15 protein-coding genes and 1 pseudogene are annotated in these 21753 nt (G+C 68.8%); 11 read left to right on the top strand and 5 right to left on the bottom strand.

Features of this window, described 5'->3' with window-relative positions:
• The coding region (locus JWP65_RS00550) for a Crp/Fnr family transcriptional regulator (protein ID WP_299759313.1) at positions 1–663 on the bottom strand (663 nt) is incomplete at its 3' end.
• Positions 664–863: 200 nt separating this feature from the next.
• Between JWP65_RS00550 and JWP65_RS00545 the strand changes: the two genes are divergently transcribed.
• The 9 genes and pseudogenes from JWP65_RS00545 (at position 864) to JWP65_RS00505 (ending at position 10890) form a co-directional block, all read left to right on the top strand.
• A complete protein-coding gene (locus tag JWP65_RS00545; RefSeq protein WP_299759311.1) occupies positions 864–2798 on the top strand; it encodes a long-chain fatty acid--CoA ligase in 1935 nt (644 codons plus the stop codon).
• Positions 2799–2803: 5 nt separating this feature from the next.
• Entirely contained in the window at positions 2804–3637 is an 834-nt protein-coding gene (locus JWP65_RS00540; RefSeq protein WP_299759317.1) for an ABC transporter ATP-binding protein, read from the top strand.
• Positions 3638–3648: 11 nt separating this feature from the next.
• Positions 3649–4578: a branched-chain amino acid ABC transporter permease gene (locus JWP65_RS00535; protein WP_299759309.1), complete on the top strand. Its 930-nt coding sequence runs from the start codon at positions 3649–3651 to the stop codon at positions 4576–4578.
• 37 nt (positions 4579–4615) lie between these two features.
• Positions 4616–5692 (top strand): branched-chain amino acid ABC transporter permease, encoded by a 1077-nt coding sequence (locus JWP65_RS00530; RefSeq protein ID WP_299759307.1) that lies wholly within the window; start codon positions 4616–4618, stop codon positions 5690–5692.
• 21 nt (positions 5693–5713) lie between these two features.
• Positions 5714–6557: pseudogene (locus JWP65_RS00525) on the top strand (ABC transporter substrate-binding protein).
• Between the two features lie 50 nt (positions 6558–6607).
• On the top strand, positions 6608–7411 hold the full coding sequence (locus JWP65_RS00520) for an ABC transporter ATP-binding protein (protein ID WP_299759306.1): 804 nt from the start codon (positions 6608–6610) through the stop codon (positions 7409–7411).
• A 26-nt stretch (positions 7412–7437) separates the two neighbouring features.
• Positions 7438–8685, top strand: coding sequence for a phenylacetate--CoA ligase family protein (locus JWP65_RS00515; RefSeq protein WP_299759305.1), 1248 nt, complete (start codon positions 7438–7440; stop codon positions 8683–8685).
• A gap of 107 nt (positions 8686–8792) precedes the next feature.
• Positions 8793–9776, top strand: a complete 984-nt coding sequence (locus JWP65_RS00510) for a tripartite tricarboxylate transporter substrate-binding protein (RefSeq protein WP_299759304.1) — start codon at positions 8793–8795, stop codon at positions 9774–9776.
• 130 nt (positions 9777–9906) lie between these two features.
• The gene (locus JWP65_RS00505; RefSeq protein ID WP_299759315.1) at positions 9907–10890 is read left to right on the top strand and encodes a tripartite tricarboxylate transporter substrate binding protein; all 984 of its coding nucleotides are present in this window, start codon (positions 9907–9909) and stop codon (positions 10888–10890) included.
• Positions 10891–11005: 115 nt separating this feature from the next.
• Here the strand turns inward: JWP65_RS00505 and JWP65_RS00500 are convergent, their stop codons facing one another.
• Together JWP65_RS00500 and JWP65_RS00495 are read right to left on the bottom strand one after the other, a co-directional pair.
• Positions 11006–11329: a DUF1840 domain-containing protein gene (locus JWP65_RS00500; protein WP_299759303.1), complete on the bottom strand. Its 324-nt coding sequence runs from the start codon at positions 11327–11329 to the stop codon at positions 11006–11008.
• Between the two features lie 10 nt (positions 11330–11339).
• On the bottom strand, positions 11340–12602 hold the full coding sequence (locus tag JWP65_RS00495) for a class I SAM-dependent methyltransferase (protein WP_299759302.1): 1263 nt from the start codon (positions 12600–12602) through the stop codon (positions 11340–11342).
• 141 nt (positions 12603–12743) lie between these two features.
• On the opposite strand from JWP65_RS00495, the gene JWP65_RS00490 reads away from it, so the two are divergent.
• Positions 12744–13217: a MarR family transcriptional regulator gene (locus tag JWP65_RS00490; RefSeq protein ID WP_299759301.1), complete on the top strand. Its 474-nt coding sequence runs from the start codon at positions 12744–12746 to the stop codon at positions 13215–13217.
• Complete coding sequence (locus tag JWP65_RS00485; protein WP_299759300.1) at positions 13214–14833, top strand: AMP-binding protein; 1620 nt, start codon at positions 13214–13216, stop codon at positions 14831–14833. The genes JWP65_RS00490 and JWP65_RS00485 overlap by 4 nt, the downstream gene beginning before the upstream one ends.
• A gap of 234 nt (positions 14834–15067) precedes the next feature.
• Here the strand turns inward: JWP65_RS00485 and JWP65_RS00480 are convergent, their stop codons facing one another.
• The gene (locus JWP65_RS00480; protein ID WP_299759299.1) at positions 15068–17017 is read right to left on the bottom strand and encodes a TolC family outer membrane protein; all 1950 of its coding nucleotides are present in this window, start codon (positions 17015–17017) and stop codon (positions 15068–15070) included.
• A gap of 113 nt (positions 17018–17130) precedes the next feature.
• A partial coding sequence (locus JWP65_RS00475) for a type I secretion C-terminal target domain-containing protein (RefSeq protein ID WP_299759298.1) occupies positions 17131–21753 on the bottom strand: 4623 nt, incomplete at its 5' end.

The raw sequence follows: 21753 nt of genomic DNA, 5'->3' as shown, positions 1-21753 counted from the left end.
TCCGCCGTATTCGACCCGGATCGTGCCTTGCAGTTCGAGTGCCGCGAGCGATTCGTTCACCCGCTGCCTGGAGAGCCCGACGAGGTAAGCGAGTTCCTGCTGCGTGATGCGCAGGACCTCGCCAACTCCCGGATAGAGGACCGGGTTGAACAGCGCGGCCAGGCTGCGCGCGACGCGCACGTCCGGATTGTTCATGCGGTCGATCTCGCGGGCGGCGATGAACTGGCCGAGCCGCTCGTTGAGCTGGTTCATCACGAACCGGTTGAAGCCGATCGAGTGGTCCAGCAGCCAGTGGAAGGTGTCGGCCGGCAGCCCCGCCACCACGCTGCTGCGCAGCGCCTGCACGTTGTAGCGGTAGCTTTCGCGCTTGAGCACCGTGCCTTCGCCGAACCAGCCGCCCGGCGGCAGGCCGCTGAAGGTGATGGTCTGGCCCTGGGCGGTGTCGCTGCTCATCTTGAGCAGCCCTTCGACCACGCCGAACCAGTAGGTGACCGGCCGGCCGAGCCGGCAGACGTAGTCGCCCGGCATGGCCGAGGCCACCTTGATGTTCTCCACGGCGTGGGCGCGTTCTGGCGGCTGCAGCACGTCCAGCCAGGGCACGCCGGCCAGTTCCGCCGGGGTCGGGTCGCGGCGGCGCTGGTGCAAGGTGAGTTCGGAAACCATGGCAGGTGAATGTCGGGTGCGTGCCGATTGTCGGTGCAAAGCCGCGGGCGGGCGCCGGCGCGGCCGCCCCGGGCAGGCGCCGGCGCGGCCGCCCCGGGCAGGCCCTACTAGGAGATTCCCTAGGAATGTCGTGGCAAAGACAGATCAGCGTCAAACCCCAGGCCTACATTGCGCCCATACGCCTCGAAAGGAGGACGTCGATGGAGACGACTTTCCCCCGCCTGCTGCTGCTGCACGCGGCGCAGCGGCCGGCCGCCCCGGCGATGCGCGAAAAGGAATACGGCATCTGGCAGGCGCTGTCCTGGGCCCGGCTGGCCCAGCTGGTCGAACAGATCGCCTGCGGCCTGCACCAGGCCGGCCTGCGCCGGGGGGAGCACATGGTGCTCGTGGGCGCGAATCGCCCCCGCCTGTACGCCACGATGCTGGCCGCCCAGTCGCTCCGGGCCATCCCCGTGCCGCTGTACCAGGACGCCGTGGCCGCCGAGTGCATGTTCCCCATCCACAACGCCCAAGTGCGATTCGCCTTCGCCGAAGACCAGAAACAGGTCGACAAGCTGCTGGAAGTGCGCGCCCAGTGCCCGCACCTGGCAGCCATCTACTACGACGCGCCGCGCGGGCTGCGCAACTACGACGAGCCGGGACTGGCTTCGCTGGACACGCTGATTGCAGCTGGCCGCACCTTTGCCGAGGCCAACGCCGGCTTTTTCGAGGCGCGGATCGGCCAGGCCGGCCCGGACGACGTCGCCGCGATGTTCTTCACCTCCGGCACCACCGGCCAGGCCAAAGGCGTGGTGCACACCCACCGCACCCTGCTCGATCGCGCCAGCGCCGGCGCCGAGTTCGACCGCCTGACCGAGGCCGAGGAAGTGCTGGCCTGCATGCCGCCGGCCTGGGTCGGCCAGAACATCTTCAGCTACGCCCAGTGGCTGGCCTGCGGCTTCGTGGTGAACTGTCCCGAGTCGGCCGCCACCGTGATGATCGACCTGAAGGAGATCGGCCCCACCTACTACTTCGCGCCGCCGCGCATCTTCGAGGCGCTGCTCACCGGCGTGATGACCCGCATGGAGGACGCCAGCGCCAGCAAGCGCGGCATGTTCCACGCCTTCATGGAACTGGCGCGCCGGGTCGGCCCGACGCTGCGCGACGGCAAGCCGGTGAGCGCGCTTGACCGCCTCAAGTACGCGCTGGGCGACCTCATGGTCTACGGCCCGCTGCGCAACAACCTGGGGCTGTCGCGGGTGCGGGTGGCCTACACCGCGGGCGAGGCGATCGGGCCCGACCTGTTCACCTTCTACCGCGCCATCGGCGTCAACCTCAAACAGCTGTACGGCTCCACCGAGACGGCGGTGCTCGTCTGCATGCAGCCGGACAACCAGGTGCACGCCGACACCGTCGGCATCCCGTGCCGCGACGTCGAGATCCGCCTGACCGACAGCGGCGAGATCCTGGTGCGCTCGCCCGGCCTGCTCAGGGAGTACTACAGGAATCCGCAGGCCACGGCCGAAGTCAAGGACGCGCAAGGCTGGTACCACACCGGCGACGCCGGCTTCCTCGACGCCCGCGGCCACCTGAAGATCATCGACCGCGCCAAGGACCTCGGGCGGCTGGCCGACGGCGCGCTGTTCGCGCCCAAGTACATCGAGAACAAACTCAAGTTCTTCCCGCACATCAAGGAAGCGGTGGCGGTGGGCGACCGCCGAGAGAGCGTCTGCGTGATGCTGAACATCGACTTCGACGCGGTCGGCAACTGGGCCGGCAAGCGCAACCTTTGCTACGCCGGCTACACCGACCTGACCCAAAAGCCCGAGGTCTACCAGCTGCTGCGCGAGTGCATCGAGAAGGTCAACGCCGACCTGGCCGCCGACGAGAAGCTGGCCGGCAGCCAGGTGCATCGCTTCCTGGTGCTGCACAAGGAGCTGGACGCCGACGACGGCGAACTGACGCGCACGGACAAGGTCCGGCGCGACTTCATCGCCCAGAGGTACCAGCAATTGGTGGAGGCGCTGTACGGCGGCAAGACCGAGCAGTTCATCGCCACGCAGGTCAGGTTCGAGGACGGCCGCACCGGCAGCGTCAGCGCCACGCTCAAGATCATGGATGCGCGCACCTTCGCGCCCCTGCAGGCGGCCGCATGAAGATCATGAGCCCGCCGGGCGAGGGCTTGGGCGCCAGCCCGGCCCCGACACCCGGCGCCGGCCGCCGCACCGGCCAGGTGATCCTGGACCTCAGGAACATTTCGCTGGCCTTCGGCGGTGTCAAGGCGCTGGCGGACGTCTCGTTCGACGTGCGCGAACACGAGGTGCGCGCCATCATCGGCCCCAACGGGGCCGGCAAGAGCTCGATGCTCAATTGCATCAACGGCGTCTACCGCCCGCAGCAAGGCACCATCAGCTTTCGGGGCCGGACCTTCAGCCACATGAAGAGCCGCCAGGTGGCGCAGATGGGCATCGCGCGCACTTTCCAGAACCTGGCCTTGTTCAAGGGCATGAGCGTGCTGGACAACCTCATGACCGGGCGCAACCTGCGCATCAAGAGCAACATCTTCCTGCAGGCCCTGCGCATCGGCCCGGCCGAGCGCGAGGAGATCGCGCACCGCGAACACGTCGAGCAGATCATCGACTTCCTGGAGATCCAGGCCTTTCGCAAGACGCCGGTCGGCCAGCTTTCCTGCGGCCTGCAAAAACGGGTGGACCTGGGCCGGGCGCTGGCGATGGAGCCGCAGGTGCTGCTGCTGGACGAGCCGTTGGCGGGCATGAACATGGAGGAAAAGCAGGACATGTGCCGCTTCATCCTCGACGTCAACGACGAGTTCGGCACCACCATCGTGCTGATCGAGCACGACATGGGCGTGGTGATGGACATCTCCGACCGCGTGGTGGTGCTCGACTACGGCCGCAAGATCGGCGACGGCACGCCGCCGGAAGTGCGCGCCAACCCCGACGTGATCAGCGCCTGCCTGGGCACCGCGCCCTAGGCAGCAACCGCATGGGCTACTTCCTCGAAACCCTGCTTGGCGGCCTGCTGACCGGCATGCTCTACGCGCTGGTGGCGCTGGGCTTCGTGCTGATCTTCAAGACTTCGGGCGTCTTCAACCTCGCGCAGGGCGCGACGGTCCTGTTCGCGGCGCTGGCCGTGGCGCGCTTTGCCGAGTGGCTGCCCCGGTGGTTCGGCTTTGACAGCCTGGCGCTGGCCAACCTGCTGGCGTTCCTCATCGCCGGCGCGCTGATGTTCGTGGTGGCCTGGCTGGTCGAGCGGCTGGTGCTGCGGCACCTGCTCAAGCAGGAAGGCGCCACCTTGTTGATGGCCACGCTGGGCATCACCTACTTCCTGGACGGCGCCGGCCAGGCGCTGTTCGGCAGCGGCATCTACACGCTCGACGTCGGCATGCCCAAGGAGCCGATCTTCGTGCTGCAGTCGACCTTCCAGGGCGGCATCCTGGTCAACCAGGAAGACCTGATCGCGGCGTTGATCGCCGCCACGCTGGTGGCCCTGCTGACGCTGTTCTTCCAGAAGACCGCCACCGGCCGCACCCTGCGGGCGGTGGCGGACGACCACCAGGCGGCGCAGTCGATCGGCATCCCGCTCGGACGCATCTGGGTGATCGTCTGGTGCGTGGCCGGGGTGGTGGCGCTGGTCGCCGGCGTCATCTGGGGTTCCAAGACGGGCGTGGGCTTCTCGCTGACCACCATGGCCCTGCGGGCGCTGCCGGCGGTGATCCTGGGCGGCCTGACCTCGGTGCCGGGCGCGATCATCGGCGGGCTGATCATCGGCCTCGGCGAGAAGCTGTCGCAGGTCTACGTCGGGCCGCTGGTGGGCGGCGGCATCGAAATCTGGTTCACCTACATGCTGGCGCTGGTGGTCCTTTTGTTCAGGCCCCAGGGCCTGTTCGGCGAAAAGATCATCGACCGCGTCTGATCCCTCGCCCCCAGCCCTTAGGCCCCTACCCCTTCCCATGCTTTACCGCGAAAACGGCCAGTTCAAGACAAGCTACCGGTCGGACCAGCAGATCTTCCCGATCCTGCAGGACCGCATCACCGTCATCGCCTTGCTGCTGGCCGCTTTCGTGCTGGTGCCGATGCTGGCCAGCGACTACATGTTCAAGGCGATCCTGATCCCGTTCCTGATCCTGTCGCTGGCGGCATTGGGGCTGAACATCCTGGTCGGCTACTGCGGCCAGATCTCGCTGGGCTCGGGCGCCTTCATGGCCGTCGGCGCCTATGGCGCCTACAACGTGCTGATCCGCATCGACGGCGCGCCGCTGGTCCTGTCGATCCTGATGGGTGGCGTGTTCGCCACCATCGTCGGCATCGTGTTCGGCATTCCCAGCCTGCGGGTGCGCGGCCTGTACCTGGCCGTCGCCACCCTGGCGGCGCAGTTCTTCTGGGACTGGGCCTTCCTGCGGATCAAGTGGTTCACCAACTCCACGCCGTCCGGCCCGGTGCAGGTGTCCAACCTGAACGCGCTCGGCTGGTCGATCGACAGCCCGATGGAAAAGTACCTGTTCTGCCTGGGCTTTCTGGCGCTGTTCGGGCTGCTGACCAAGAACCTGGTGCGCGGCGCGATCGGCCGCGAGTGGATGGCGATCCGCGACATGGACGTGGCCGCCGCCGTGATCGGCATCCGCCCGATGTACGCCAAGCTCAGCGCCTTCGCCGTCAGCTCGTTCATCGTCGGCGTGGCCGGCGCCTTGTGGGGCTTCGTGCACCTGGGCGGCTGGGAGCCGGCCGCCTTTTCCATCGACCGTTCCTTCCAGCTGCTGTTCATGGTGATCATCGGCGGCCTCGGCTCCATCATGGGCAGCTTCTTGGGCGCTGGATTCAGCGTGATCCTGCCGATCTTCCTGAACCAGTTCCTGCCCGCGCTCGGCGCGCTGTTCGGCGTGACGATTTCCACCGCCGGCATCTCGCACACCGAGTTCATGATCTTCGGCGCGCTGATCGTCTGGCTCCTGATCGTCGAGCCGCACGGGCTGGCCGGCCTGTGGTCCGTGGGCAAGCAGAAGCTGCGGCTGTGGCCGTTCCCGCATTGAGTTTCCAAAAGGAGGACAAGCATGAAGATGCGTCACGTCGCACTCGCCGCCACGCTGCGGCTGCCACGGTGACCAGCGCCCTGGCGCAGGTCAGGGAGCAGTTCTTGCCGCTGCTGGTGTATCGCACCGGCGCCTACACGCCCAACGACATTCCGTTCGCCAACGGCTACGTCGACCACCGCAAGCTCACCAACGCGCGCGGCGGCATCAACGGCGTCAAGGTGAACTGGGAGGAATGCGAGACGGCCTACGCCACCGATCGCGGCGTGGAGTGCTACCAGCGCCTGAAGGCCAAGAACGGCGGCGCCACCGTGTTCCAGCCGCTGCCCACCGGCATCACCTTCGCGCTGACCGAGAAGGCGCCCGGCGACAAGGTGCCGCTGATCACCGCCGGCTACGGCCGCAGCGACATACCCGCGCGATCAGATGTACGGCCGCTGGTGGTCCGGCGCCGAGTCCGACGTGGTGCCGGCGGGCGACGGTGCCAAAGCTACAACGCGCTGGCGCTGCAGCACAGCTGCGACTTCAACGCCGCGATGGTCAAGGAAATCCAGGACAAGGTGCACGCCAAGGGCCAGGGCACCGGGCCCAGGGAGGAAGTCGACCAGGTGTCGTACCTGCGCGGCCCGACGGCGCCATGCTCGCCATCGAAGGCGCGCGGGTGGTGCAGGAGCGCTTCGGCAAAGGCAAGGTGATCACGCCGGAGCAGGCCCGCTGGGGCGACGAAAACCTGGACCTGACGCAGGCCAAGCTGGACGCGCCATGCTTCAAGGGCATCATCCGGCCGTTGATCAAGGTCTCGGCGGACAAGTACGGGGCGGAAAGGAAGCTGGCGCGGCGCACGGGCGCCGACTGCCCATCCTGACCTGGCTTGCTCCCTCCCCGTCGGGGGAGGGAGCATCAACCGGAAAGCACATGGACACACCGATCCTCAACGTCAACGGCATCGAGGTCATCTACAACCGCGTCACCCTGGTGCTCCAGGGCGTGTCGCTGCATGTGCCGCACGGCAAGATCGTGGCGCTGCTGGGTGGCAACGGCGCGGGCAAGACCACCACCTTGCGCGCCGTCTCCAACCTGCTGCGGGGCGAGCGCGGGGCCGTCACCCAAGGCTGGATCGAGTGGCGCGGCGAGCGCGTCGAGAACCTGACCCCGGCCGACCTGGTGCGGCGCGGCGTGGTGCAGGTGATGGAAGGCCGCCACTGCTTTGCGCACCTGACCATCGAGGAGAACCTGCTGACCGGCGCCTACACCCGCCGCAGCAAGCCCGAGATCGCAGCCAGCCTGGAGAAGGTCTACGCCTACTTCCCGCGCCTGAAGACGCGCCGCGCCGCGCAGGCGGCCTACACTTCGGGCGGCGAGCAGCAGATGTGCGCGATTGGCCGGGCGCTGATGGCGAACCCGAGCATGGTGCTGCTGGACGAGCCTTCCATCGGGCTGGCGCCGCAGATCGTCCAGGAGCTGTTCGAGATCGTCAAGGACCTCAACGCCAGGGAAGGCGTGACCTTCCTGCTGGCCGAGCAGAACACCAACATGGCGCTGAAGTATTCCGACCACGGCTACATCATGGAAAGCGGCCGCATCGTGATGGACGGCCCGGCCGCCGACCTGGCCGACAACGAAGACGTCAAGGAGTTCTACCTTGGCGTCGGCGGCGGCGAGCGCAGGAGTTTGCGCGACATCAAGAGCCACAAACGGCGCAAGCGCTGGCTGGCCTGAGCAGCGCAGGAACCACAGGAAGAACCATGAGCGAGCATTTCGACACGCTGGAAACCCGGCCGCCGCCCGAGCGCGAAGAGCAGTTGTTCGCCTCGCTGCCGGCGCAGATCGCCCACGCCCAGCAGGCCTCGCCGGCCTACGGGACCATCCTGGCGGGCGTCGGCGCGGCCGGCATCCGTTCGCGCGCGGCGCTGGCCAAGCTGCCGGTGACGCGCAAGCACGAACTGTTCGAGCGCCAGCAAGCCAGCCGGCCCGGCGATCCGTTCGGCGGCTTCTCGACGCTGGTGCGCGGCCCCGCCATGCCGCGCATCTTCGCCTCGCCCGGCCCGATCTACGAGCCCGAGGGCAGCAGCCGCGACTACTGGCGCGCCGGCCGCGCCTTGTTCGCCGCCGGCTTTCGCAGCGGCGAGCTGGTGCACAACAGCTTCAGCTACCACATGACCCCGGGTGCCTTCATCATGGAATCGGGCGCCCACGCGCTGGGCTGCACCGTGTTCCCGGCCGGCACCGGCCAGACCGAGCAGCAGTTGCAGGCGATCGCCCAACTGCGACCGCTGGCCTACATGGGCACGCCCAGCTTCCTGCGCATCCTGGTCGAAACGGCGGCCAAGCTGCGCAGCGACATCGCCAGCCTGCGCAAGGGGCTGGTCGGCGGCGAGGCTTTCCCGCCCAGCCTGCGCGACTGGTTCGGCGAGCGCGGCCTGGACGTCTACCAAAGCTATGCCACCGCCGACCTCGGGTTGATCGCCTACGAAACCAGCGCCCGCCAGGGCCTGGTGGTCGACGAAGGCGTGATCCTGGAAATCGTGCGGCCCGGCACCGGCGAGCCGGTGCCCGAAGGCGAAGTGGGCGAGGTGGTGGTGACGACCCTGAACGCCGGCTATCCGCTGATCCGCTTCGGCACCGGCGACCTGTCGGCGGTGTTGCCGGGGACGGACCCGACCGGCCGCACCAACATGCGCATCAAAGGCTGGCTCGGCCGCGCCGACCAGACCACCAAGGTGCGCGGCATGTTCGTCCACCCCGGCCAGGTAGCCGACATCGGCCGGCGCTTTCCCGAAGTGCTCAAGGCACGGCTGGTGGTCAGCGGCGAGATGGCCAACGACGTGATGACGTTCCAGGTGGAAGCGGCCGAACCGGTGGCGGGCCTGGAGGCGCGGATCGGCGCGGCCGTGCGCGACGTCACCAAGCTGCGCGCCGACGTGCAGGTGCTGCAACCGGGCAGCCTGCCCAACGACGGCAAGGTGATCGAGGACGCCCGCAGCTACCGCTGAGGCGGCAAGCGTGCGGGTTGACCCGGGTCAGCTGCTACGTAATTCCCTTCATCCCGTAGGGCGGCCACATGCCTATGATCCTTTCGGTTGTACCAAGGAGGTTTCCCATGAAAAAACTGCTCAAGACGCTGGTGCCCGTGGCCTTGGCCGCTGCCGCCTTTTCGGCCGCCGCCCAGGACTTCCCGACCAGGACCATCACCCTGGTCGTGCCGTTCACGGCCGGCGGCCCCACCGACCGCGTCGCCCGTGACCTCGCCGAAGCCATGCGAAAGGCGCTGGGCGGCGCCATCGTCGTCGTCGACAACGCGGCCGGCGCCGGCGGCTCCATCGGCGCCAACAAGGTCGCGCGCGCCGCGCCCGATGGCCACACCCTGCTGCTGCACCACATCGGCATGGCGACCATGCCCACGCTGGTGCGCAACATCCCGTTCAAGGTCGAGAGCGACTTCGAGTACCTCGGCCTGATCAACGACGTGCCGATGACGGTGATCGGCAAACCCGGGTTGCCGGCCAACAACTACCGCGAGCTGATGACCTGGATCGGCCAGAACAAGGGCAAGATCAACCTGGGCAACGCCGGTATCGGCTCGGCCTCGCACCTTTGCGGCATGCTGTTCCAGTCGGCCGTTGGCGTCGACATGACAGCGGTGCCGTACAAGGGCACGGCCCCGGCCATGACCGACCTGATGGGCGGCCAGATCGACTTGATGTGCGACCAGACCACCAACACCACTGGCCAGATCGAAGCCAAGAAGGTGAAGGCCTATGCCGTCACCTCGCCCAGGCGCCTGGCGACCCCGACCCTCAAGGACCTGCCCACGATGCAGGAAATGGGCGTCAAGGACTTCAACGTCAGCATCTTCCACGGCCTGTACGCGCCCAAGGGCACGCCGGCGCCGGTGCTCAAGAAGCTCAACGACGCAGTGAAGGTCGCGCTGAAAGACCCGGAGTTCATCAAGAAGCAGGAAGGTCTGGGCGCGGTCGTCGTCGTCGACAAGCGCATGGAGCCGGCCGGCCACAAGGCCTTTGTGCTGGCCGAGATCGCCAAGTGGAGCCCTGCCATCAAGGCCGCTGGCGTCTATGTGGATTGACGGCGCCAGCGCCTGAAGACCGAGCCGCCCGCGGGGCGGCTTTTTTTCGCCCGTACGGTGGCATCATCGATCCGCAAGACCAACAAAGGAGACATCCGTGAGCCGCATCCCCTCGCCTTCCCGCCGCCGGCTGCTGGCCGGCCTGGCCGTCGCCGCCACCTGGCTGGTGCCCGCGCTGGGGCACGCCCAGGCGGCCTGGCCGACCAAGCCGGTGCGCATCGTCGTGCCCTTTGCCGCCGGTGGCACCACCGACATCCTGGCCCGCGCCGTCGCGCAGGAGCTGACCAGGACGCTGGGCCAGCCGTTCGTGGTCGACAACAAGGGCGGGGCCGGCGGCAACATCGGCGCCGACCTCGTGGCCAAGGCCACGCCCGACGGCTACACGCTGCTGATGGGCACCGTCGGCACGCAGTCGATCAACAAATGGCTGTACAGCAAAATGCCGTTCGATCCGCAAAAAGACTTCCAGCCGATCACGTTGGTGGCCGGCGTGCCGAACGTGATGGTGGTGAATGCCGACAAGGCCGCGGCCCGCGGCATCCACACCGTGGCCGAATTCATCAAGTACGCCAAGGCCAATCCCGGCAAGCTGAACATGGCGTCCAGCGGCAACGGCACCTCGATCCACCTGGCCGGCGAGCTGTTCAAGAGCATGACCGGCGTCTACATGACGCATTTCCCGTTCACCGGCTCCAGCCCGGCGCTGCTCAGCCTGCTGTCGGGTGACATGGACGTGATGTTCGACAACCTGCCTTCGGCCATGGCGCACATCAAGTCGGGCAAGCTCAAGGCGCTGGCCGTGACCAGCGCGCAGCGTTCCACCGCGCTGCCGGACGTGCCGACCGTCGAAGAGGTCGGCGGCCCGACGCTCAAGGGCTTCGAGGCCAGTTCCTGGTTCGGCCTGCTGGCGCCCGCCGGCACGCCGATGGACATCGTCAACCGGGTTCAGCAGGAAACGGCCAAAGGCCTGGCCACGCCGGCGATGCGCGAGCGGCTGCAGGCGCAGGGCGCCATCCCCAGCGGCAACACGCCGGCGCAGTTCGCGCAGAAGATCGACCTGGAGCTAAAGAAGTGGCAGCCGGTGGTGAAGGCTTCGGGCGCGAAGGTGGATTGATCCCGACTTGCTCCCTCCCCCGCCGCGGGGGGCTGGGCTGGGGGCGAGCCGGGCGAATGGCCGAACGCCGCGTGCCCCCATTCCGACCTTCCCCAGGAGGGGACGGAGGAAGGGCTCACACCCCCCAGACGATTTCTTTGCCGGCGGCGCTGGCGCGCCGCAGCATGTCCAGGAACGGCACGGCGCGCTGGCGCAGCGAGACCGGGTCGCGCCCGGGGGCCGGTTCGCCCTTGGCCTTGGCCTCGTCGATCGCGCCTTGCTGCTGCGCCTCTTCGCGGGCGATGGCGGCTTCCAGCGCGGCGATGGCGCCCGCCATGTCTTCGGGCAGGATGATCCCCTTGGGGCCGGCGTCCTTGCCGATGGCCTGCAGCACCTGCCGGCCGTTCGGCTCCAGCATGATCAGGTCGCCGGTCGCCTTGGATTTGAACTTGTACAGCATGCGCCCAGTATCAGCGATACAGGTGGTCGCGCGTGAAGGGATAAGCCGACTGCGCGCCAGCCAGCGCGCCGGTGCGCATCTGGCCGTCGGGCCGGGTGGCCAGCATCTGGTGCAGCGCCACCCAGCCTTGCTCGAAGGTCATGGCGCAGCCGGACAGGTAGAGGCGGTAGGCCCGCAGCACGGTGCCGGCGCCGTCCGGGCCGTGGGTGCGTTCCAGTACCGCGCGGGCCTCGTCCAGCCGGTCCTCCAGCGCATCCGACCAGGCCCACAGCGTGCGCGCGTAGTGCGGCCGCAGGTTTTCCGTGTCCACCATTTCCAGCCCGGCCGTCGCCATCTCGCGCAGCACCAGGCTGGCGTGCAGCAGTTCGCCGCCGGGGAAGATGTACTTGCCGATGAACTCGCCCATGCCGGCGCCGAGTTGGGCGGACTCGGTGCTGCCGGCGGTGATGCCGTGGTTCAGCACCAGCCCGCCCGGCGCCAGCAGGCGGTGGATCTTGCCGAAGTAGGCCGGCATGTTGGCCTGCCCCACGTGCTCGAACATGCCCACCGAGGCGATCTTGTCGAACCGCTGTGTCTCGCCAAGGTCGCGGTAATCGAGCAGCAGCATCCGCACGCGGCCTTGCAGCCCCTTGGCGCGGATCAGGTCGTTGACGTAGGCGTGCTGGTTGCGCGACAGCGTGATGCCGGTGGCGTCCACCCGGTAGTTTTCCGCCGCCCACAACAGCAGCCCGCCCCAGCCGGCACCGATGTCGAGAAAGCGCTCCCCGCTGGCCAGCATCAGCTTGCGGCAGATGTGGTCGAGCTTGGCCTCCTGCGCCTGCGCCAGCGACAGCTCGGGGCTGCGGTAGTAGGCGCAGGAGTAGACCCGCCGCGGGTCGAGCCAGAGGGCGTAGAAGTCGTCGGAGACGTCGTAGTGGAAGCGGATCTGCTCGGCGTCCCGTTGCGGCGTGTGCGAGGCCAGCGAGCGGGCCCGGCGCAGCAGCTGCGTCCACCAAGTGGTGTCGCTGGCCACCGGGCTGCCCGGCAGCAGGTTGGCGGCCGCCGCCATCACGTCGCGCATGCGGCCTTCGATCCGAACGCGCTGCTCGACATAGTCTTCGGCGATCTTGCCGATCTGGCCACCGGCGAACCGCGCCAGGCCGGCCCAGTCCTGGAACTCCAGCCGGACCGCCGCATCCTTGGCGCCGACGCGCCGCCCGTGCGGCAACGCGACCGCGACGCTGACCGGCAGCGCGGCCAATTGCGCCTCCAGTTTCTGGACAAGCGGTTCCATAAGCAAATTCTTGTCCCCCCGCCCGGCTTGAGTCAATCACTCGTCTGTAGGACGGCGCCGCATTCCTGAGCTGCGGCGGAGCCGGTTGCACGCCGATTTGTTCAGGCCTAAACTATTTAGACTGGACCCAAAGGAACCTTCATGGACATGGAAGCAAGGGCGCACAGCGAGCACCCCGAGGCCTTGCGCCTGTGGCTGCGGCTGCTCACCTGTACCCAGCTGGTGGAAAAGCAGGTGCGCACCCTGCTGCGGGAAAGCTTCAACACCACCTTGCCGCGCTTCGATCTGATGGCACAGCTCGAGCGCGCGCCGGCCGGCTTGAAGATGAACGAGCTGTCGCGCCGGATGATGGTGACCGGCGGCAATGTCACCGGCATCACCGACCAGCTCGCGACCGAAGGGCTGGTCGAGCGCATCGACGTCGAGGGCGACCGGCGGGCCTACCGCGTGCGCCTGACCCCCAAGGGGCGCAAGCAGTTCCACGACATGGCGCGTCGGCATGAAGACTGGATTGTGTCGGCCTTTTCCGCGCTGACCGACAAGGACCTGGCGACCCTGCACAAGCTGCTCGGCAAGGTCAAGGACCGCGCCACTCCCGGGGAGACGGCGGCATGACGGCGACTTCGGCCCAGGCCGACCGCTTCGTGCACGACCGGCTGCCCCCCGCCGACCAGCTTGCCACCATGCGCTACGAGCGGCCCGAGCTGCAGTTGCCCGACCGCCTGAACCTGGTGCAGGAGCTGCTGGACCGCGCGCCGGCCAAAGGCTGGGGCGAGCGGCCGCTGCTGCGCTCGCCGCCCGCCACGCTGACCTATGCCCAGGTGCGCGAGCGGGTCGACCGGATCTGCCGCGTGCTGACCGAGGACCTGGGCATGGCGCCGGGCAACCGCGTGCTGCTGCGCGGCGGCAACTCGATCGGACTGGCACTGGCCTGGCTGGCGGTGGTCAAGGCCGGCGGCATCGCCGTGGCGACCATGCCCCTGCTGCGCGCCCGCGAGATCGGCGACATCATCGACAAGGCCCAGCCGACGCTGGCGCTGTGCGACGCCGGGTTGCTGGACGAACTGGAGCTGGCCCGCGTCGACCGGCCCGTCCTGCGGGCCGTGATTCCGTTCAACACGCCCAATGCGTCCGGCTCGCTGGCGGTGCGCGCGGCGCAAAAGGAAGGCGACTTCGCGCCCTGCCCGACCGCGGCGGACGACATCGCGCTGCTGGCGTTCACCTCCGGCACCACCGGCAAGCCCAAGGCCGCCATCCACACGCATCGTGACGTGCTGGCCGCCTGCGAGGCCTGGCCGCGCCACGTGCTCAAGGCCAGGCCGGACGACATCGTGGTGGGCAGCCCGCCGCTGGCCTTCACGTTCGGGCTGGGCGGCTTGCTGCTGTTCCCGATGTGGGCCGGCGCCTCGGCGTACTTTCCCGAAGGCCCCTACACGCCCGAGTCGCTGGTGCGCACCATCCATGAGGTCGGCGCCACCATCTGCTACACGGCACCGACCTTCTACCGCGCTGCCGCGCCGTTCGCACGGGAGCTGGGCATCGCCAGCTTGCGCGTCAGCGTCAGTGCCGGCGAAGGCCTGCCCGACGCCACCCGGCAGTTGTGGAAGCAGGCCAGCGGGCTGGAGATGCTGGACGGCATCGGTGCCACCGAGATGTTCCACATCTTCATTTCTTCGGCCGGCGACGAGATCCGCCGCGGCGCGATCGGCAAGGCGGTGCCGGGCTACACGGCCAAGGTGGTGGACGACGACGGCAACGAGGTGCCCCACGGCACCATCGGCAAGCTCGCCGTGATCGGCCCGACCGGCTGCAAGTACCTGGAGGACGCGCGCCAGGCCAGCTACGTCAAGGACGGCTGGAACTATCCCGGCGACGCCTTCGTGCAGGACGCCGACGGCTATTTCTGCTTCCAGGCGCGGGCCGACGACATGATCATCACCGCCGGCTACAACGTCGGCGGGCCGGAGGTCGAGGACGCGCTGCTCAAGCACCCGGCGGTGGCCGAATGCGGCGTGGTCGGCAAGCCGGACGAAGAGCGCGGAATGATCGTCAAGGCATTCTGCGTGCTCAAGCCGGGCCACGTGGGCAACGCAGCCATGGTCAAGACGCTGCAGGACCACGTCAAGGCCAGCATCGCGCCCTTCAAGTACCCGCGCGAAATCGAGTTCGTGACCGGCCTGCCGCGCACCGAAACCGGCAAGCTGCAGCGCTTCAAGCTGCGCCAGGCCTGAGGCCCAGTCATCCGCGCACGGGGCGCAGCGCCAGCGCCAGTCCAGCGCTGCCGGCGCGGCCCCGCGACACCGGCACCCGCGCGCCATCGGCGAACGGGCTGAGCAAGCCCATCACGGCGATGCCGGCGACGAAGTGCAGCGTCCCGCCCAGCGGCCAAGCGGCTGCCCAGGCGGGCGGGCAGCTGCGACGCGCCGATGAGGAACGCCGCCTTGCGGATCCAGCGACGGCCTACTTCAAGGCGCCGCCGCCGGCGCCGCCGTTTCGCTCACGATCAGCCAGCGGCCGTCCACCAGCCGCCAGCCCAACGTCTTGCGCACCCGGTCCCGGTGGCTGGCCGAGCGGTAGGTCTGGGTGAACACCGTGCTGGCCTCGCCCGGCGCCGTGATCCGAACTTCGGGCGCGCCCAGTGCAACGGAGACTTCGGCCGCGCGCGACAAAACGTCCTGCCGCCGTTTTTCCCAGCTGGCTTTCGTGCCTTGCGGCGGCACGAAAGCCGGCGCATACGACTGCAGGTAGGCTCCGACGTCGCGCTTTTCCCAGGCCGCGCGCCAGGCCTCGACGGCGGTGCGCACCTGAGCCTGAGCCTGAGCCTGAGCCTGAGCCTGAGCCTGAGCCTGAGCCTGAGCCTGAGCCTGGGCCTGAGCCTGGGCCCGGGCTTGCACTGGCGCGGGGACCGGCGCTGCAGCGGCAGTGGTCGCCGGAGCAGCCGCCGCGGCATCCGGCGCGGGCGGCACCAGCTGCGGCGGCGGATTGCGCATCACCTGCTGCAAGGCGCGCTGGACCAGCGCCTCCTTGTCCACCGTGACCATCGCCACCACCTCGGCCTGGCACAGCTGCGCCGCGTCGCCACCGAGCGCCCAGCTGCGCAGATCGCCGTCCATGTTGCTGCCCAGCCCCGTCACTTCCAGCGCCCGCAGCAGGTTGCCGATGCCGGCCTGCGTGCGCACGTAGGCGATGGCCAGTTCGTGCTGCGCATTGACCACGGCGCGGCGGGCCTGGAAGCGTTCGTTCTCGGTGTCCAGCAGGTCCAGCAGCGAGCGCTGGCCGATCTGAAACTGCAGCCGGTACGCCGTCAGCGCCTTGGCCAGCGACGACTCGTGCAGGTTCAGGTACTCCAGCTGCTCGCGCAGCTTGACCACGTCGTTGTAGGCGATCATGGTGGTCTGGCGGGTGTCGCGGCAGGTCTTGTCGCGCGCGTCCCGCGCCACGTTCAGCTGTTCAGCGAACTGGCGCTCGCGCGCGCGGTCGGCAAAACCGTTGAACAGGTTCCAGTTCAACACCAGTTCGGCCACCGTGGCATTGCTGCCGCCGGTGAGGCCATTGAGGTTGCGGCCCTGGTCGCGGCGCAGCTGCAGGTCCACCCGTGGCTGGTAGGCGCTCTCGCGCACGTCCAGGGCGGCATTGGCGGCCCGCACGTTCTCCACCGCGGCCAGCACGGCGGCGTTGTGGCGCGCGGTCTGCACCAGCGCCGTCGCGGCATCGCCCGGCATACCGTGCGCCAAGTGCGGCGGCAGCGGCATGGCGCGCGGCGGCAGCCGGCCCACGATGCGCTGGAAGCGGGCCGTGGTGTCGTGCAGGTTGGCGGTCTCGATCAGCAGGTTGGCCTCGGCCAGCGCCAGCCGGCCGGTGATCTGCTCCAGGTCGACCGCGCGGGCGACGCGCGCCTTCACGCGCTGGTCGGTCTGGGCGAACACGGCGCGATGCTCGACGAAGTTCTCCTCGGCCAGCCGCACCAGCTCGCGGTAGCGCAGCACGTCGAAGTAGGCGCGCGCGGCCTCCAGCGCGATGCCCTCGGACGCCGCGATCAGCTCGAACAGGCGCACCCGCGCAGAGTGGTCCAGCCGGCGCACCTCGTCGGCGGTGGCGAAGCCGTCGTACAGCAGCTGCGACAGCGTCAGGCTGCCGTTGGTGCGGCCGTAGCCGCCGTTGACGCCGGAGCGGCGCTCGGGGCCGGCCCCCACCGAGAGGTCGACCCGCGGGAACAGGCCGCCGCGGGCGGCGTCGCGCTCGCCTTCGGCGGCGCGCACCGTGTGCCACTGCACCAGCACCTCTGGGTTGTTGACGACGGCCAGTTGCACGGCCTCGCGCAGCGTGAACGGCTTGTCGCCGGTGGCGAGGGCGCCCGCCAGCGTGGGCGGGGGGAGCGCCGGCGACCTGGTCTGGGCCAGAGCGGTCGCCAGCAACAGCGGCCCGCACAACAGGATAGCGAGGGCGACGGCACTGCGTCCGCTGCGTCCGCTGCGTCCGCGCGAGCGGCTTCGTTCTTCTTTTTGCATCGTTCTCGTTGCCCTTGTCGTCAGTCCGTCAGCAACTTGCCCTTGGTGAGCAGGTCCTGGATGATCTGCTGGTCGGTGTTCATCGTGCCGACCAGGTCCACCCCCTGCAGCACGATGGTCTGCACCTCACGCGTGGGGCTGTAGCCGGAGGCGAACTCACCGCTGGCACTGACGTGGATGATGGTGTTGGCGCCGGACTTCTCGAAGTGCAGGTAGTCGTCCAGGTTGGTCGACAACTGATTCTCGCCAACCAGCAGGTCGCGCAAGTCCAGCACGTCGCCGCCGCTGCCGGCGGCGACGGCGCTGAAGTTGGTGACCGTGTCGACGGCGGGCGCGCCCTTGGCGCCGGTGTCGGCCAGCTCCCACTTGAACACGTCGGACACCAGGTCGTTGCCGCTGTCGATCGTGTCATTGCCGGCGCCACCCAGCAGGGTGTCGGCGCCCAGGCCACCGTTGATCACGTCGCTGCCGGCGCCGCCGCGCACGATGTCGTTGCCGTCGTTGCCGGTCAGGACGTCGTCGCCGGCGTCGCCCTTGATGTCGTCGGCGCCGGTGCCGCCGGCGACCGTGTCGTCGCCGGCGCCGCCGAACAGGCGGTCGGCATCGGCGCCGCCGTCGATCGAGTCGCTGCCGGCATCGCCGCGGATCAGGTCGTAGCCGGCAGCGCCGGTGAGGGTGTCGTTGCCACCCTGGCCCGAGATGTAGTCGTTGGCGCCGGTGCCGGTGCGGGTGTCGCCGGCGGCGGTGCCCGCCATGTGGTTGGTGATCACGCCCAGCATCAGTTCGGCCGACGACGTGTCGCCGTCGCTGTCGGTCAGCGTGTAGCCGATGGTTTCGGGCGCCACCGGCGCGGCCGTGCCGCCGCCGGTGATGTGCCGGAAGCTGATGTTCTGCACCCGCGCCTGCGCCGCGCTGTTGGCCTGCAGCTCGATCCGGCCGATGTTGCTGTAGCCGGCGGGGATGGCGATCGCGCCCTCGGCAAAACTGGAGAACTGCCCCAGCAGGTTGCCGCTGACGTCGTAGACCGTGTAGGTGACCGTGGTGACGACGTTGCCGTAGGCCGTTCCGTCGGCAGCCCGGGTGACGTTGATGGCTGACGACAGGTTGCTGTTGTTGGTGTTGATCGTGAGCGTCACGTCCTGCACGCCGTATGCGTGGTCGGCGGCGTTGAAGGTGATCACCAGCGTCTCCAGGTCGTCCACCGTGCCGGCCGCCTCGCCGGCCGGCACGCCCACGCCGTCGTCGGCGGTGCCGGTGAGATCCGCGTAGCTCAGCGCTGCGTGCGCATAGGTCGGCGTGCCCGTCAGGTTGGCCAGCCGCGAAAAGCCGCTGAGCGTGATGCCGTTGTCGTCCGCATTGGCCGACGAGTTGAAGAGCGTCGTCACTGTCGGGGCCGCCGTCGGCGCCAGGGTCTGGTCGGCGGGCGGGGTGTAGCGGTAGTAACCACCTTGATCGAAGACCAGGACATTGGCCGGCTCGGTGCTGCTCGTCCAGGTGAGCCTGCCCCCGGTGATGGTCCAGTCGCCACCGGCGACGGCGCCGGAGGCGTTGCTGGTCAGGTCGAAGCTGGTGCCCTTGAAAGACACCGAGGTGATCACCGCACCGTCGAGGATGGTGTCCTTGCTCACCGAAGACGACATGAAGTCGGTGATCATGTCCGTGGTGCCGCCATCGGTGCCTGCGCCGTTGACGACGTTGGCCTCGAACATCGTCTGGCCCGGCATCAGCGTGTCGGCATCGTCGCGCGCCACCGGCTTGCCGTCCACCACGCGGATCGTCTGCACCGCAATGGCCGTGTCGCCGTCGCCGTCCATCACCTGGAAGCCGATGACGAACTCGTCGCCCTCGACGACCGACGTGGCCGTGTAGTACGTGTATTCGCCGGCCAGGAAGTCCAAGACCAAGCTGCCGTAGACGAAGCCGGAGGCGGAGCCGAGGTTCACCGCCGTCGCCGTCATGGGGAAGCCGGTCAGGAACGAGCTGTTCTGCGTGACCTGGCCGGTGCCGGGGTCATAGGTGAAGCGGACCATCTGGTCCGGCACCGTGTCCGCATTGCTGTCCAGCATCACCTCGATGTAGCGGATGTAGCCGCCATCGGCGCCGAAGGTGACGTTGCTGGCGCCACCGGTGCCGCCGACGCTGCCGGTGTAGGCGCTCGGCACCGTGGAGATCAGGGTCTCGTCCAGCTTGTTCAGGTCAGGCACGATCACGGCCGCATCCGAGGCCCCGCTCGCATCGCCGTCGACGGTGTGCAGGTTGTTCAGGTAGCTGACGTCGGCGATGCCGGTGCCGATGCCGACCGCATAGGAGCGGATGTTGTTGGCCGAGGCGAAGGCCTGGTAGGTGGCGATGGCGGCCTTGGCGTTTGCCGCGTTGGTGGGCGCGCCGTCGGACAGGAAGTACGACACGTTCACCACCGACGACGAAGGCGTGCCGAACGCCGTCCGCATGGCGTCGATGCCGGCGTCGTAGTCGGTGGAACTGGTCAGCTCGGTCCCGCTGATGCCGCTGATGGCCGCGATCAGGGCGGCCTTGCTGGTGTAAGTCGCACCGCCGTTGAGCATCGTCGCGCCGGAAGCGAACAGGCCCAGCTTCACGGCCACACCCGCGGCCTGGCTGAAGTACTCCTCCACCAGCGCGATCAGACCGGTCTTCGCCATCGCCAGGCGGGTGGTTTCGATGGCATTGCCGTTCGCATCCACCGAGCGGACCTCGCCGCCGGCATTGTTGGCGTACATGCTGGCCGAGATGTCGAGCATCAGCACCAGGTTGTACGAAGCCGCCGGCATCTCCGCCACCCGGGCCACCGCGCTGGTGGCCGAGGGGGCGTCGTCCACCACGGCAATGGCCAGGTTGGCCGAGTAGTTCGTCGCGCCGTCCAGCACCCCGTAGCTGAAGGTGCGCATGTCGGTGCCGGGCTGTGCCGTCGGCGCCGTCAGCGTGTAGGTGTAGTCACCCGCCAGGTGGCCGGCGAAGGCCGTCGTGTAGACGACCAACGTGCCGTAGCCGTCGTTGGCGGCGATCACGCCGTTGCCGTCGGCTGTGAAATCGGTCGCGCCCGCGGTGACCCGGTTGATGACGGCGCCGGCGCTCAGGCCGAAGTCGTTGTCCAGCAGGTTGCCCGACGTGACGGCGCCGCCGGGCCGGGGCGCGGTGCCGGCGGACAGGCCGGACTCGGACAGCGTCGCGGTGTCGCCCTGCAGCGTGACGCTGGTGGTCATGTTGACCGTGAGCGTAGCCGTCGAGGTGCTGCCGTCGGCGTCGGCCAGGGTGTAGTCGATGGCCACCGCCGGGGCGTAGGCGGTGACGTTGATGCCGTTGACGCGGTAGGCGGAGCCTGTCGATGTGAACACCAGGTACTGGAACGGCGTCGCATCGGCGATGGTGCCGGTCACCTGGCTGTCGGCGTCACCGGCGATCGTGCCGCTGGCGATCCAGGCGCCGTCGCCGCCGTAGGCATGCCATTGCGCCGTCTCGCCGCCGGCCAGCGCCGTCAGGTTGACCGTCGTGGACTGGCTCAGTCGGCCCAGGTCGAGGACGAGGTCTTCGCCGTTCTGGATGGCATCGGTGGTGTTGGTTCCCGATGTGTTCTCGACGCCGATGCCGTCGTCGTCGCTGCCGCCGTTGCCACGATAGCGGACCTCGCTGGTCCGCGCGGCGACCAGCGTCGACAGGTTCAGTCCGGACGTCACCGTGGTTCCGGTGTTGTACGGCTCCGCGCCGTCGAAGCCGTAGGACGAGATCGCCCCCGTCCAGGCGGCCAGGTTGGCCGGCGCGCCGACCGCGAGGTTGCCCGGGGCCGTGGACGTGTACGTGTAGGCGCCGCTGGCGGAGATCGTCAGCGTGCCGGTGCCGGTGTTGACCGTCCACACCCCGCCGCCTGGCGTCACCGCCACGGCGTTGTAGGTGATGGCGGAGATCTGCGCCGTGTCGGCGCCGATGATGTCCGCCGCCGGACCGCCGGTGCCGGCGATCACGTTGCCGCTGGTGGAGCTGCCGAGGCTGACGGTGTCGGTGTCGGCGGTGGCGACCGGCCCGGTGTCGGTGATGGGCAGGCTGACCGTGACCCAGGCCGAGTTGGCGCTGCCGTCGGACGCGCGATAGACGAAGCTGTCCACGTCCGCCGTCGCGTCGGCATGGTTGCGGGCCGGTGCGGTGTACGTGAAGGTGCCGTCGGCGTTCATGACCACGGTCCCGCCCAGCGCCGTCGTCACCGCGTTGGTGCCGTTGACGGGAATGATGGTGCCGGCCGCCGTGCTGGCGACTTGCCACGCCGTCGTCGCCGGGCCGTCGACATCGGTGTCGTTGGCCAGCACCGAGCTCCTGGTCGCGGTGCTGCCTTCCGCGGCGCTGTAGCTGTCCGCGACGCCCACCGGCGCGTCGTTCACCGGGTCGACGGCGAGCGACACCGTGTCGGTGGAGGTGGAGAACGCCGTGCTGGCGCCGTGGGTGCTGGCGTCGACCTTGCTGCCGGCCGCGCCCGTGGTGGTGTCCCAGGCGCGCACGGTCAGGCCGGCGGCGACGGTGCCGTTGTAGTTGGCGTTCGGCTGGAAGTAGAGCCGCGTGCTTGCATCGGACGCCAGCAGCAAAGCGCTGTTGTTGGCGACGGCGCCGACCGCAAGCCAGTTCGTGCCGCCGTCGAC

It is taken from the genome of Ramlibacter sp., assembly GCF_028292805.1.
Lineage (GTDB): Bacteria > Pseudomonadota > Gammaproteobacteria > Burkholderiales > Burkholderiaceae_C > Ramlibacter.
The sequence above is the reverse complement of the archived record's forward strand: the minus strand, read 5'-3'. Positions and strand labels throughout refer to the sequence as shown.